Annotated in this window: 15 protein-coding genes; 7 read left to right on the top strand and 8 right to left on the bottom strand. The window is 51.7% G+C overall.

The features are described 5' to 3' along the window. The first annotated feature begins 268 nt into the window (after nt 1–268). Together B4N58_RS01005 and B4N58_RS01000 are read left to right on the top strand one after the other, a co-directional pair. The gene (locus tag B4N58_RS01005; RefSeq protein ID WP_291745019.1) at nt 269–403 is read left to right on the top strand and encodes a hypothetical protein; all 135 of its coding nucleotides are present in this window, start codon (nt 269–271) and stop codon (nt 401–403) included. Between the two features lie 103 nt (nt 404–506). After that, nucleotides 507–2132, top strand: coding sequence for a methyl-accepting chemotaxis protein (locus B4N58_RS01000; protein ID WP_008249186.1), 1626 nt, complete (start codon nt 507–509; stop codon nt 2130–2132). Between the two features lie 45 nt (nt 2133–2177). Here the strand turns inward: B4N58_RS01000 and B4N58_RS00995 are convergent, their stop codons facing one another. The 6 genes from B4N58_RS00995 to mltG are packed head-to-tail and all read right to left on the bottom strand — an operon-like array spanning nt 2178 to nt 6717. After that, entirely contained in the window at nt 2178–2852 is a 675-nt protein-coding gene (locus B4N58_RS00995; RefSeq protein WP_291745017.1) for an ankyrin repeat domain-containing protein, read from the bottom strand. After that, complete coding sequence (locus B4N58_RS00990) at nt 2849–3634, bottom strand: TatD family hydrolase (RefSeq protein ID WP_291745015.1); 786 nt, start codon at nt 3632–3634, stop codon at nt 2849–2851. Before B4N58_RS00990 ends, B4N58_RS00995 begins: the two co-directional genes overlap by 4 nt. Continuing rightward, nucleotides 3634–4017, bottom strand: coding sequence for a PilZ domain-containing protein (locus B4N58_RS00985; protein WP_008249165.1), 384 nt, complete (start codon nt 4015–4017; stop codon nt 3634–3636). The genes B4N58_RS00990 and B4N58_RS00985 overlap by 1 nt, the downstream gene beginning before the upstream one ends. Nucleotides 4018–4053: 36 nt before the next feature. Continuing rightward, on the bottom strand, nt 4054–5049 hold the full coding sequence (locus tag B4N58_RS00980; RefSeq protein WP_291745011.1) for a hypothetical protein: 996 nt from the start codon (nt 5047–5049) through the stop codon (nt 4054–4056). After that, nucleotides 5046–5696: a dTMP kinase gene (gene tmk, locus B4N58_RS00975; RefSeq protein ID WP_291745009.1), complete on the bottom strand. Its 651-nt coding sequence runs from the start codon at nt 5694–5696 to the stop codon at nt 5046–5048. The genes B4N58_RS00980 and tmk overlap by 4 nt, the downstream gene beginning before the upstream one ends. 7 nt (nt 5697–5703) lie before the next feature. Further along, nucleotides 5704–6717 (bottom strand): endolytic transglycosylase MltG, encoded by a 1014-nt coding sequence (mltG, locus tag B4N58_RS00970; RefSeq protein ID WP_291745007.1) that lies wholly within the window; start codon nt 6715–6717, stop codon nt 5704–5706. A 172-nt stretch (nt 6718–6889) separates the two neighbouring features. Here mltG and B4N58_RS00965 point away from each other — a divergent pair, with 172 nt between their 5' ends. Genes B4N58_RS00965 through B4N58_RS00955 form a run of 3 tightly spaced genes read left to right on the top strand, consistent with a single transcriptional unit; the run spans nt 6890 to nt 8927 of the window. Next, nucleotides 6890–7792 (top strand): YgfZ/GcvT domain-containing protein, encoded by a 903-nt coding sequence (locus B4N58_RS00965; protein WP_291745005.1) that lies wholly within the window; start codon nt 6890–6892, stop codon nt 7790–7792. Next, on the top strand, nt 7789–8118 hold the full coding sequence (locus tag B4N58_RS00960) for a DUF4936 family protein (RefSeq protein WP_291745004.1): 330 nt from the start codon (nt 7789–7791) through the stop codon (nt 8116–8118). Before B4N58_RS00965 ends, B4N58_RS00960 begins: the two co-directional genes overlap by 4 nt. Next, nucleotides 8118–8927 carry an NRDE family protein gene (locus B4N58_RS00955; RefSeq protein ID WP_291745003.1) on the top strand — a complete coding sequence of 270 codons (810 nt, stop codon included), beginning with the start codon at nt 8118–8120 and terminating at the stop codon, nt 8925–8927. Before B4N58_RS00960 ends, B4N58_RS00955 begins: the two co-directional genes overlap by 1 nt. A gap of 12 nt (nt 8928–8939) precedes the next feature. On the opposite strand, the gene B4N58_RS00950 is transcribed toward B4N58_RS00955, so the two are convergent. Then, complete coding sequence (locus B4N58_RS00950) at nt 8940–9242, bottom strand: Dabb family protein (RefSeq protein ID WP_291745001.1); 303 nt, start codon at nt 9240–9242, stop codon at nt 8940–8942. A gap of 27 nt (nt 9243–9269) precedes the next feature. Next, nucleotides 9270–10907 (bottom strand): 3-(methylthio)propionyl-CoA ligase, encoded by a 1638-nt coding sequence (locus tag B4N58_RS00945; RefSeq protein ID WP_291744999.1) that lies wholly within the window; start codon nt 10905–10907, stop codon nt 9270–9272. A 95-nt stretch (nt 10908–11002) separates the two neighbouring features. On the opposite strand from B4N58_RS00945, the gene B4N58_RS00940 reads away from it, so the two are divergent. Together B4N58_RS00940 and msrB are read left to right on the top strand one after the other, a co-directional pair. Then, nucleotides 11003–12529 (top strand): protein adenylyltransferase SelO, encoded by a 1527-nt coding sequence (locus B4N58_RS00940; RefSeq protein ID WP_291744997.1) that lies wholly within the window; start codon nt 11003–11005, stop codon nt 12527–12529. A gap of 18 nt (nt 12530–12547) precedes the next feature. Next, nucleotides 12548–12961, top strand: a complete 414-nt coding sequence (msrB, locus tag B4N58_RS00935; RefSeq protein ID WP_291744995.1) for a peptide-methionine (R)-S-oxide reductase MsrB — start codon at nt 12548–12550, stop codon at nt 12959–12961. The last annotated feature ends 5 nt before the right edge of the window (nt 12962–12966 follow it).

Here is a 12966-nt window from a genome sequence, read left to right as displayed (position 1 = left end):
TCCAATTTGGCCAGAATAGGCAAAAAAGCAACTTCACTTTACAAATTTATGCAAAAAATCATTACAACTGTGTGCAAATAGTCGGATTTGCTTCTGTGCGAAAATTTACCAATATCCATTAGTTAACATAATACAAATTATACGACAATTATATCCGATGTTAAAAAGGGTTACCCAGAGTGACCCCCACCAATACTGGCGATGCTCTCCGGTCGGGAATCACCGAAAAAGTACATAGGTTGGTTCACTTTTATCCGAGGCTATTCTTATGTACAAATTCATGCTCTTCGCTTTTGTGGTTTGCGCCGTGTATCCCGACTGGCCCATAGAGGCTGTTGCTGCTGGCCAAGACATTATTCAGGGCTTTCAATCCAAAGTAATTGTAGTGGGCCAAAACATGTAAAGCACAAAATTGAGGCCGATTTGGGCCTCTGTTGCGGGCCTTCATCAAGCCCGCATATTCGTATGATGTGAAGGTAAATCGACCCCTATGGTATGGAACCTTCATGTCTACAACTGCCCAAAATGAGCTCAAAGGCCGCAATGCCAGAATGGCCGCTTCTACAACCGCTGTAGAGCGCCTGCTGGACCCCCGAATTCCAATTGTCACCAAAACCGATCTGAAAGGTCGAATTACCTACGCCAATCCGGCCTTTGTCGAAATTTCCGGTTTTACACTTGAAGAACTGCTGGGCCAGCCCCACAACGTAGTTCGCCACCCGGACATGCCTCGCGACGCATTTAAAGACTTGTGGGACACAGCACGCCGGGACGAACCCTGGAAAGGCCTGGTCAAAAACCGTTGCAAGGACGGCGGCTACTATTGGGTCGATGCTTACGTTACACCGCTGACACAAAACGGCGAAAAAATTGGTTATATGTCGGTACGATCAAAGCCCAGCGACACGCAAAAAGCGGAAGCCGAGGCCTTGTACAAGGCAATCAATGCGGGCAGCGCCAGCTTTCCGTTCACAAAGCCTGCAAAAGGGCGCCCATTTGTTGTTGATTTGGCAATCGTCGGTTTTTTGCCGGTCATCATCGCCCTGCTTTCCATGTTTAACATCCCTGCCCTCAGCTATGGAAGCGCTGCAGCGTCATTTGTAGCTGCGGCCCTGGGGTTGATGTGGTTGAAAGGTCGTGTTGAACACACCAACAACTCGATGCTGCAGGCGATGCGTGCCTTGGCAGAAGGTAATTTCAAACATGAAATTCCAGAGTCCAGTACGCGTGAATTCAATAAGGTACACACTGCTTTCAAAAGCATGCAAGTCAACTTGAGGGCCATTATTGCTGACGTTATTTCCAGCTCATCGGAAGTGAAAAACAACGCTGAACACCTCAGCCAATTGGCAATCAACTTAATGACTCGATCACAGCAACAATCCGATGGCATCAACGGCGTCGCAGCGGCGCTGGAGGAACTGTCAGTGTCAGTCTCTGAAATTTCAGAAGCAACCGGCAAAAGTTCGGCACATGCCAAGAACGCCATGGATGTCGTGGACACGGGTGCGCAAAGCATGGACAAGTCCACCCAGGCGACTCAGAAGGTGGCGCAGGTTGTTCAGGATGCAAAACAGAATATTGAAGAATTGAACCGTGCCGTGGTGAAAATCAGCAACGTAACCCGAACCATTACCGAGATTGCCGAGAAAACCAACTTGCTGGCTTTGAATGCTGCCATTGAGGCAGCCAGAGCCGGTGAATCAGGTCGGGGTTTTGCGGTTGTGGCCGACGAAGTACGCAAACTTGCGGAAATGACACGACAGTCCACCACGGAAATTTCGGCCACGGTGCAGGAAGTTCAAAGCGGTACCAACAAAGGCCTTGAAACCATGGGCCGTGCAGTTGACGAAGTCAATATTGGCACCACCCTGATTCTGGAGGCGGGCGAAAGTCTGCAAGCAATCAAGGTGGCCAGTCGCGGTGTTGCGCAATCTGCGAAGGATATTTCAGCGATGCTGGAACAACAGTCCCAGGCTTCACTAGAGGTAGCCAACAGCATGGAGCGAATGAGTGCCCTGACCGAGAGCAACGTTGCTGCAATCAATGACCTGGACAGCGCAGCAAAACAACTGGCCTCAACTTCGGGCGATTTGCGCACCCTCGTTAAACATTTTGAGGCAAGCCTTTAGGCACTACCCAACCGTTCACTTTCACCCGTCAATCAGGCGAATGCATTAGTTCGTCTTGTTAGGCTTCAAGGGCGCTGTTCTCAGCGCCCTTTCTTTCTTCATGATCTCAAACGCCAATTCTTTCCGGTTCGCTTTTATCGCATACCCTGCAGCGTTGTATCCCGCCTGATTTTTCAAGCCCGGGTTGGCGCCTAACTTTAAAAGCATACGCGTGGCCGCTTCCCTGCCCTCGCGTGCAGCCATCATCAGGGGAGTGGTGTCGTTGGGGGACAGTACATCGATTCTCGCACCCGACTTCACCAACAGTTCGATGGATTCACTTGATCCAGAGGCTGCAGCATTGTGCAAGGCTGTCCATTGCCCGTCTTCGCCAACTTGGGCTCCTTTGGCCAACAAAGCGGCAACCCACTCGGGCTTGTTCAGTGTGCAAGCCACCATCAGTGGGGTTTCACCACGTCGATCGGCTTGGTCGGGGTTCAGCTTGCCGGAGGACAATAAAACCCGCACGGCACTGGGTGATTCTTGCATCATGCCAAAAGTGATGGCGGGAAAGCCCTGCTCATTCACCGTGTTAGGGTCCATCCCTCTCAGCAAAAGAGATTTCAGACGGTACTCGTCATCAAACTTGATTGCGACGAAAAAGTCTTCGAAGGCACCTGCAATGGCCACACCCGGCATGGCCAATAAAAACACGCTGCTTACAAAGGCACGGCGCCTCAAACTGCAGCCACTCCAGCGTTTGAAAACCCAAACAAACGATCAAAATTGGCAGATGTTTGAACACCAATTTCCTCTGCCGAAACGCCCTTCTCTTGCGCAATTACCTTGGCCACATGCGGAACAAAACTAGGCTCGTTGGTTTTGCCACGGTGCGGAACAGGCGCAAGATAGGGAGAATCGGTTTCAATGAGAATTCGATCCATGGGCGCAAACTTGGCCACCTCGCGAAGGTCGGCCGCGTTCTTGAAACTGACGATGCCCGAGAATGACAAATACATGCCCAAATCCAGAGCCTTTCGAGCAAAATCAAGGGACTCTGTGAAGCAGTGAATAATGCCACCACAGCCTTGCACATTTTCTTCGGCAAGAATTTTCAAGGTGTCGTCACCGGCTGCGCGGGTGTGAACGATCACTGGTTTTTTACACACATTGGCTGCGCGCAAGTGCACCCTGAAACGTTCACGTTGCCATTGCAGGTCGCCTTTCAAGCGAAAGTAATCCAAACCCGTTTCGCCGATACCAATCACCTTGGGGTGATCGGCGAGCTCAAGCAGTTTTTCAACTGTGGGTTCGGTAATGTCTTCGTAATCAGGATGCACGCCGGCAGTAGCCCACAATTGGTGGTGGTTTTCAGCCAGCGCCAGTACGTTGGGAAAATCTTCAAGCTGAACAGAAATGCACAAGGCGCGGTTAACCTGCGCTGCCTGCATTCGACTCAGAATATCTGGGAGCTGCTCGACCAGACCGGGGAAATCAAGATGGCAATGTGAATCAGTAAACACTACAAGGTTGCTGTTTTTTTCATGGAATTTTGCATTTTACCAATCATTTGCTCAATTGCCACCCGCACACCCTCCCCACTGTCGTCTTTCGGGAACTGCACGCCAATGCCCTGTGCCTTGTCTCCACGCGCATTCGCACCACAAATCCACACTACCTTGCCGTTGATGGGAAATTTTTTTGCTTCCTCGCCCACGGTCAGCAATACGAACACTGGATCGCCCAAATTGTATGTTTTGTCACTTTCCACGAATACACCACCGCCCTTGATAAAAGGCATATACAGGTTGGCCGCCGTGTTCTTGTCACCCAGGGTTAAGGAGAGCATCCACGGACGATTGGCCTCTTTGTTACTGCGTGGGTTATTCATCAAGTTACTGGTCATGGCGTGTGTTGTCCGGAAAGGGAATTTTTCAATGAATTACTTCGTCAAATTTTGCCACTGTTGCCCTACATACTCTAGCGCCAAACGGGGGTTAATAGGATGATTCGCCAGACGAAATTCCTTCTGCAAATTTTGATACAACTGGCTGAAGCGCTCCACACCAATCGATTTCGCCCACATTAGTTTGGGTGCAAGCCAGGGAAAGTTATTGCCTTTCAAGCCATGGGCCTGCGCAACACAATCGCTACACAAGCGCATGGCCAGTTCAAGCACTACCGGCAAACCTACTTTTTCGAGCCCTGCTGGCGGGTTGGCATGCTGGTCGGGATTGGCAAGCCACTCCAGAAACTTTTTGCGCAAATCAAGCTGGTCCGCTGATGTTTGTGCCAGGCCGAGCGCCTCAAAAGGATCATTCATGGCAACACCCAAGGCCACATCTGGCTGTTGTACACCTTGCGCCTCCAGCCAAGCCAAACATTCGGCAATTGCCGGCATAGGCATGGTCAATTCTTGACATCGTGAACGAATGGTCGGCAACAGCTTGTCGACACGGCTGCCCACCAACACAAACCGCAAACCATTGGCTGGCTCCTCAAGCGTTTTCAGAAGCGCATTCGCAGTGTTTGCATTCATGTTGTCAAAGGGATAAACCACCACATAACGGGAGGCTCCGCGGCTGGAGGCTGTATTGAAATAGTTTTGAAGATCCCGCACGTCATCGATCCGAATATCCTGACTCGGTTTGACACCGGTTTTTACTTCAACATTAAAACCGAGTTCAAGCCCGACAGCCTGTGGCATCAAGTAGCGTAAGTCAGGATGATTGCCGGCCAAACGCATGTGGCAACCAGGACATTGCAGGCAAGGTTTTTTGCCCGCAGGTGTCTCGCAAAGCAATTCGGCAAGGTGCTGCCCCACCAACTCATAAAGCCCTTTGGGTTGATGGCCATGCACCAGTATTGGTGCCGTAGTGGCTTGCATCAAATTGCCCAACTGCGTCTTGGCGCGCAACAACCAGCTTGCAGTGGTCATGCCAGGCCCAGGTTCAAATGTGTTCGCATGAACTTGTCGAGTTCAGCCAGCACGGTTTCTCCCACTTCTGATTCAGAAGGCTGAGCGTCGATCAAGCGGATGCGGCGAGGGTTCAACTGCGAGCGTTTGATAAAACCGGCGCGCACTGCCTCAAAATAACCTGTCGGCTTTTCCTCAAATTTGTCGCTAGCACCCGCCCTGCCCTGTATGCGACTTTGCGAAACAGCAATCGGCAAATCGAACAGAAATGTCAATGTGGGCTCGAATCCCTTCAAGGCCCACTTGCTCAATTGCTGACAGTCCTCCCAGCTGGCACCGCCTGCGCCAGCCTGATAGGCAAAGCTGCTGTCCTCAAAACGGTCCGTAATTACCCACACGCCGCGATCCAGTGCGGGCTGAATGGTTTCAACCATGTGTTGTCTGCGTGCCGCATACATGAGCAGTAACTCAGTATTCACATCCATGTCGTGGTGTAACACCAACTCCCGAATGGCTTCACCCACGGGTGTACCCCCGGGTTCACGGGTTTGCAGGCATTCAAAACCCAATTCTTCAAGGCGCGCTTTGACTCGCGCAATGTGCGATGATTTTCCTGCACCGTCTACGCCTTCAAAACTGATCAGATAACCCTGTTTTTGCTTTTTCATGAGGCAGTCACCGCCCGAGTTGATATTTGCGCACAGCATTGTTGTGCTCATTCAGATTCTTGCTGAAATAACTGCCCCCGTCACCCTTGGCTACAAAATAAAAGTAAGGAGTTTTGTCCGGATTCACCGCTGCGTACAAAGCAGCCTTGCCAGGGTTTGAAATAGGTGTTGGAGGCAAACCGGCCCGGGTATAACTGTTGTAGGGCGTATCAGTTTGAAGGTGTTTGCGGGTTAAATTGCCATCGAAAGCCTCGCCCAAACCGTAGATTACCGTCGGGTCGGTTTGCAGCAACATACCCACACGCAAGCGATTCACAAATACGCTTGCCACTTTGCCACGATCGCTGGCCAAACCAGTTTCTTTCTCGACAATCGAGGCCATTTTCAGGGCGTCATAAGGAGTTTTTAACGGTGTTTGGGGATCCCTTTGCGCCCAGGCCTTCTCAAGTTCTACCTGCTGCAGGCGCACTGCCCTGCCCAATAGCTCAGACAACTTCGAGCCTGGCGAATATTTGTAGGTATCCGGATAAATCCAGCCCTCAAGGCTGTTACCCTGCAAGCCTAACTTTGTAGCAATCGCCCGATGATCCATGCCAGGCAAATCATCGATCAAATCAGGCTGTGCACGCAATTTTGCCAACAAAGCCCGAGCGGTTTGCCCTTCCACCAAGGCTACACTGCTCAACACCCCCTGCCCTTTGCTCAAGTAATCCACCAGACCCAAAGTACTGATTCCCTCGGGAAGATCATATCGACCGGCTTTCAACTGGCCGGCGCTACCAGTTAACCGTGCTGCCAATACAAACAGATTTGGGCTCACACCCAACCCCTGCTGATTCAACTCATTGGCAATAGCCCGTGCACCCAGTCCCGAGCTAACATGCGCATCTACGCGGGGCTGACTGCGGTTTATCGGCACATTCAAAACAAGGTAAACAGCCACAATAATTGTGGACAGTGCGACAACACTGGCAATCAAAATTCGTTTGAACCATTGCCAGCCAGACGCAGTTTTTTTCATTGCTTTCTTTGTTTTTTTAGCTTTGCGCACGACTTTGCTTCACCTTGGGTTGTTGGAAGGCGAGACCTTACCAGAAGCCACTACAATGTGGAGATTGCCATTCATGATAGCGGGAAAGTTTTTCCATGGCTTATCGGCATTGTTTGTTTTGTTTGTTACTAAGGATTTGAGCATGTCTGCACAGTTTTTATCGCGTTGGGGTGTCATTGGCGTGGACGGAGACGACGCTGTGACCTTTCTTCAATCACAACTCAGCAACGACGTGGCCGGCATGGCTGAAAGTCAACTGCGCATGGCGGGCCTGTGTACTGCAAAAGGCCGCTTGCTGGGTAGCTTTTTCGTATTGCGCCACGGCAAGCAGGTGTTTTTGGTTTGCCGCCAAGAAACAGTTACAGCCTTGGTTAAACGCCTGAGCATGTTTGTGTTGCGCAGCAAATGCAAAGTACGCGACTGCACGGCAGATTATCAACTTGCTTTTGTGCCTGACTCGGGGCCAACCTCACCCATGCGGGTTCAGTGGGATGAACAGGGCACCGCCACCGCCAGCCTGCGCGCATTGAACGGCTCAACGCCTGGTTTTCAGCTTGTAGTGGGCAACGGACAAACTGAAAAATCCAGCGCCGCCGATGATCAATTCGAGTTTGCCCTGCAGCAACTTGGCATTGCTTATGTGTCACAACCCACTGTTGAAATGTTTATTCCACAAGCCATTAATTTCGACTTGGTGGGTGGTGTCAGTTTTAGCAAAGGCTGTTACCCCGGCCAGGAAATTGTGGCCAGAAGCCACTACCTGGGCAAGGTGAAGCGGCGCGTGTTTCAAGCCACGGCAACAGGCTCTTTAACCGTTACCGCAGGGCAGGATGTTTGGCTTGCCGGAAAAGAAAACGAACCAGCAGGTGCTGTAGCCACTGCGGTGAACTTCAATGGTCAGCAGTATTTGCTGGTTGAACTGCCAGTAGACGATGCCGAACAAAGCGGTGCTATTTTCACTGTCAAAAATGACGCTGGCGCCATTGCGTTGAACGTTCAGCCACCTCCCTACGATGTGCATCAAAAAGGCAGCGTATTTGAATGACGCGCAAGCTTTTCATTTACTACCGCATATCCAAAGCCGACATTGCTTTGGGTTTGCAGTGCGCCGAACGCATGGCCGCACGTTTGAAACAACAAGGCTTGGGCCACAGCCAGCTTTTTCAACGTGAAGAAGTAGACAAACCTTACTTCACCTTGATGGAAGTAATTCACCCCGCACATGAACATTCCGCTTGCGAGGCTGCATTCATCGAGACACTGGCGCAACTGGCCAACATTTGTTTTGCTGACTTTCCAGTCGTGCCCAGTCGGCACGTAGAGGTGTTCACCCAGGTGGATAATGAGGTGGGTAATGAGGTGAAACAGTAATGTGCCTGGCCGTGCTTGCCATTAACGCGCACCCCGGCTATCCCTTTATTTGCCTGGCCAACCGGGATGAATTTCACGATCGCCCCACCGCTCCATTACAGGTTTGGTCAACAGTTTATGGCTCGCTTTGGGCTGGTAAAGACCTGCAATCCGGCGGCACCTGGCTTGGTATTGGCAGCAATGCCGAGTTTGCCCTTTTGACCAATGTCAGAAACAGCACATTGAACATGCCTGGCACGGCCCCATCGCGCGGCCAGTTGGTACTCGATGCAATTCAAACCAGAGCAACACCCGAAGAGAAGGCCTCCCTTCAGTACGCGGGTTTTAATTTGATTCATGGCAACCTGCAATCGCTGAACCTACTCTGCACCAGCAACCAAAGCCTGAAACTTTGCAATGGGCTCGATTACTCAGTCGCCTTGCAAAATGGCCTACACAGCCTGTCCAATGGCTACCTGAATGCGCCCTGGCCAAAATCACGTCTGTTGAAAACAGGACTGCAACAAGAAATTGAGGCGAATTGCTCAAACCACACTTCACTGGCTGCCTTTGAGCAAACCCTGCTGGGCTTACTCACCAATACGAGGCTTGCTGAAGATGCAGAGTTGCCCAGCACCGGTGTGCCTTATGAATGGGAGAAAATGCTGTCTGCCGTAAAAATTGTGTCACCCTTGTACGGCACCCGCTCAAGCGCGGTAGTTCTACTAGACCGCAGCAACACCGTTCACTTCACCGAAATTACATTCAACCCAGCCGGAAATGAAATTGGGCGACAAAGGTTTGAAATACCCCTGTCGCCCAAGCTTTAGTCGAAGCTGTTTTTAGACTTCGTAATCCATGCACTGTCGAGCTGTGCGCACTTCACCAATAAAGCTTTTGATGGCTTCGTGAGTGGGGTGCACCGCGTAGGCATCCAGCGCGGCTTTGTTCTCGAAAGTCGAGTACAACACCACGTCATAAGTGCATTCAAGGCTGGTACCACCCAAGCCCACTTCAAAGTCCACAATGCCGGGCACGATGTTGGCGCAAGCCATCAACTTTTCCTTCACCAGTTCCATGTTGCGGGCCTTGTTGTTGCCAAGGGCTTCGTCTTTCAACTGCCAGAATACGATGTGCTTGATCATTGAACTTCTCTAAATTTAGTTGGGTACTTAGTTGGGTAGCTTGTAGTCTTTGAACTGCTCACGCAACTTCAATTTCTGTATTTTACCAGTCGCGGTGTGCGGCAATTCATCTACAAACGCCACATCGTTGGGCAAACAATACTTCGCTACCTTGCCTTCATAGAAGTTCAGCAGTTCTTCCCTGCTAACCTCCACACCTGGCTTGCGCACTACCACCAGCAGTGGGCGTTCATCCCATTTCGGATGGTAAACAGAAATCACGGCCGCCTCATGCACCGCAGGGTGCGCCATGGCCACGTTTTCAAGGTCGATTGAGCTAATCCATTCACCGCCTGACTTGATCACGTCTTTGCTGCGATCCGTAATCTGCATGAAGCCTTCGCGATTGATCTTCGAAACATCACCGGTGGCAAACCACTTCTTGCCATCCTTGTCGGTTGTGAATGCCTTTGCACCTTCTCCGCCGTAGTAGCTGTCAATTACCCAATGCCCGCGAACCAGCAAATCACCAAAGGCCTCGCCATCCCAAGGCAATTCCTCACCATCGTCGCTGACAATTTTCATGTCCACACCGAAAATTGCGGTGCCCTGCTTTTGCATGATGTTTTGCTTTTCTTCCAGCGACAACTCCATGTGCTGAGCCTTCAAGCGGCATACGGTGCCCAGGGGCGAAAGTTCAGTCATGCCCCAGGCATGAATAACCTCAACACCCAAACTGTTCAGCGTTTTAATCATCGCTGCTGGCGCGGCAGAGCCACCAATCACGGTGCGGTTAAAGTAGGTAAACTTCAACCCGTTTTGCTGTACATGGTTCAACAAACCCAACCACACGGTGGGTACGCCGGCCGAGAAATTCACCTTCTCGCTTTCCAGCAGTTCGTAAATGGAAGCACCATCCAAAGCCCCGCCAGGCATCACCATTTTTGCACCTGTCATCAAGGCAATGTAGGGGATACCCCAAGCGTTGACGTGGAACATGGGCACCACGGGCAAAATGGTGTCGCGGCTGCTCAAGCCCAATGCATCGGGTGTGCAGGCCGCCATTGCATGAAGTACGGTAGACCTGTGTGAATACAAAGCCCCCTTGGGGTTGCCAGTTGTACCGGATGTGTAACACAAACCTGAAGCTGCGTTTTCATCCAGTTGCGGCCACACATAGTGGTCGGAAGCGTCTTTAATCAAGGCTTCGTAGTTCAGGCAGCCCGCCACTGCCAGCTCAGCAGGCATGGCAGCTTCATCGCACATTTGCACCCAGCGCTTCACGGTTGGGCATGCTGGCGCAATTGCTTTGATCAATGGCGCAAAGGTGCTGTCGAAAAACACCATGGTGTCTTTCGCATGGTTGATGATGTAAACCAGTTGCTCGGGAAACAGGCGTGGATTCAAGGTGTGCACCACTGCACCCATGCCTGACACCGCATAGTAAATTTCCACATGGCGATAGCCGTTCCAGGCCAAAGTGGCAATGTTTTCACCTTGTTGAACACCCAGGCTGGTCAGGGTATTGGCCAGTTTCTTGGTGCGTTTGGCCACTTCGCCGTAGGTGGTCCGATGAATATCGCCTTCCGTGCGGCGTGACACAACTTCAACATGTGGGTGGTGCCGCTCTGCGTGTTCCATCACCGATGAAATCAACAGGGGCATGTTCATCATCAAACCTTGCATTTGCGCTCTCTCCTCCAGGTATTACGTTTGTTCTGCGGCCTTCCCCGACTACAATGGTGGGGTTGTTTAACGAAACTATACTTCAGGACCGCCCTTTGTTTCATAATCACGATTCTATTTTGGTTCAAGAATACGCAAGTTTAGGTGCGCCATATCTTGCCGAAGTGCCCGCCACGCCCCTTCGCACAGAAGTCAGCCTGGTTCACCTGAATACGGCCTTGGCCAATGAGGTGGGGTTAAATGCGGAAGAATTAAACCAGGCACAGGGTATTGATGTTCTTTCTGGCAACACGCCGTTTCCCGGTTATCAAAGCCGAGCCAGCGTGTATTGCGGCCACCAGTTCGGCCAGTTTGTGCCACAACTTGGCGACGGCCGTGCACTGCTGATTGCAGAAATTCGCAAGGGCAAACAATACCGCCAGCTACAGCTTAAAGGTGCCGGCCCCACGCCCTACTCCCGCCACGCCGATGGCCGGGCGGTTCTTCGTTCTTCTATTCGTGAATATTTGGCGTCTGAAGCCATGCATGCGCTTGGCATACCCACCACACGTGCGCTCAGCTTGACCGCCAGCGTTGACCCCGTGTTTCGGGAAACAACCGAAACTGCCGCGGTGGTTTGCCGCGTCAGCGAGAGTTTCATGCGGTTTGGTCATGTGGAATTCTTTTGCTACACCAATCAGCTGGATGCTTTGCGCAACCTGTTGATCTGGCACATTGAACAACATCACCCCGACATTGACCTGGGCGACACTGAAACCAGTTTCCACGCTGGCTTGCTACAGTGGCTGGGCATGGTGATAACGCGTACAGCACGCATGGCGGCCCAGTGGCAGGCAGTGGGGTTTTGTCATGGGGTCATGAACACCGACAACATGAGCTTGCTGGGTTTAACCATCGACTATGGTCCCTATGGCTTCATGGACGGTTTCGACATTGACCACATTTGCAACCATTCCGATCACCAAGGGCGATACAGCTACCACAACCAACCCAGAATTGCCCACTGGAACTTGTATGCCTTGGCCCAGGCCCTGAGCCCACTGATCCCTGACAGCAAAGAGACGCTTCAAAACCTGCTGGATGGCTTTGCAGATGTTTTCCATGCAGAGCACAGCACCCTGTTTGCACGCAAATTGGGCTTGGCCCATGAGCAAGGCGATGCCGTAGACACCCTGATTGAAAACACCCTGAAATTCATGCACGAACACACGCTGGATTTCACCCGGTTTTTTAGATCAATTTCTGCACTGAACCCGACAGCCACTTTGGAAGAAAACTTCGCCAGCTGGCAGCAAAGCCCCTTTTTCCCGCTGGCTTTGGGCGATGAAGCGCAGCTGAACAACTCAAAGCTGTGGCTGAACGAATGGCTAAAAGCAACAAGCCAGCCGACTTCCAGCGTGGAAGCCTGGCGAATAAATCTGGATCAGACCAACCCGGCGTTCGTGCTGCGCAACCACCTGCTACAGCACGTGATTGAGCAAGCGCAAAAAGGTGATTTTGCTGAGGTGAACCGATTGTTTGCGGCGTTGTCTGACCCTTACAATGCGGCGTCACTGCCAGGCGACTACACGGCACAGCCACCCGACTGGGCCAAATCGCTGGTGCTGAGCTGTTCGTCATGAATTACGGAGACCAAGACCATGACAGAAAAAATAGTGAAAACAGAGGCCCAATGGCGGGAAGAGCTCACGCCCACGAGCTTTGAAGTCACCCGAAAAAAAGGCACCGAGCGCGCCTTCACCGGACAATACTGGGATCATCACGAACCCGGCATATACCGCTGCATTTGCTGTTCCACACCTTTGTTTGCGTCCGACACAAAATTTGACTCTGGCTGTGGGTGGCCCAGCTACTTTGCACCGTTGAACCCTGACAACATTGAAGAACACACAGACCGCAGCTACGGCATGGTTCGCACCGAGGTGACCTGTAAGATATGCGATTCCCATTTGGGGCACGTGTTCGAAGATGGGCCCGCACCCACTGGCCTGCGGTACTGCATCAACTCGGTCAGCTTGGCGTTTGAACCCTTTGCATCAGACTCATCGGCTTAACTACA

Source organism: Limnobacter sp. UBA3528, assembly GCF_002377005.1.
Classification (GTDB): Bacteria; Pseudomonadota; Gammaproteobacteria; order Burkholderiales; family Burkholderiaceae_B; genus Limnobacter.
The sequence above is the reverse complement of the archived record's forward strand: the minus strand, read 5'-3'. Positions and strand labels throughout refer to the sequence as shown.

Bases quoted from the DNA above. Each gene is read 5' to 3' on its own strand.
- B4N58_RS01005 (WP_291745019.1), top strand. From the start codon at position 269: ATGTACAAATTCATGCTCTTCGCTTTTGTGGTTTGCGCCGTGTATCCC.
- B4N58_RS01000 (WP_008249186.1), top strand. From the start codon at position 507: ATGTCTACAACTGCCCAAAATGAGCTCAAAGGCCGCAATGCCAGAATG.
- B4N58_RS00985 (WP_008249165.1), bottom strand. From the start codon at position 4,017: ATGACCAGTAACTTGATGAATAACCCACGCAGTAACAAAGAGGCCAAT.
- B4N58_RS00980 (WP_291745011.1), bottom strand. From the start codon at position 5,049: ATGACCACTGCAAGCTGGTTGTTGCGCGCCAAGACGCAGTTGGGCAAT.
- tmk (WP_291745009.1), bottom strand. From the start codon at position 5,696: ATGAAAAAGCAAAAACAGGGTTATCTGATCAGTTTTGAAGGCGTAGAC.
- mltG (WP_291745007.1), bottom strand. From the start codon at position 6,717: ATGAAAAAAACTGCGTCTGGCTGGCAATGGTTCAAACGAATTTTGATT.
- B4N58_RS00965 (WP_291745005.1), top strand. From the start codon at position 6,890: ATGTCTGCACAGTTTTTATCGCGTTGGGGTGTCATTGGCGTGGACGGA.
- B4N58_RS00960 (WP_291745004.1), top strand. From the start codon at position 7,789: ATGACGCGCAAGCTTTTCATTTACTACCGCATATCCAAAGCCGACATT.
- B4N58_RS00955 (WP_291745003.1), top strand. From the start codon at position 8,118: ATGTGCCTGGCCGTGCTTGCCATTAACGCGCACCCCGGCTATCCCTTT.
- B4N58_RS00950 (WP_291745001.1), bottom strand. From the start codon at position 9,242: ATGATCAAGCACATCGTATTCTGGCAGTTGAAAGACGAAGCCCTTGGC.
- B4N58_RS00945 (WP_291744999.1), bottom strand. From the start codon at position 10,907: ATGCAAGGTTTGATGATGAACATGCCCCTGTTGATTTCATCGGTGATG.
- msrB (WP_291744995.1), top strand. From the start codon at position 12,548: ATGACAGAAAAAATAGTGAAAACAGAGGCCCAATGGCGGGAAGAGCTC.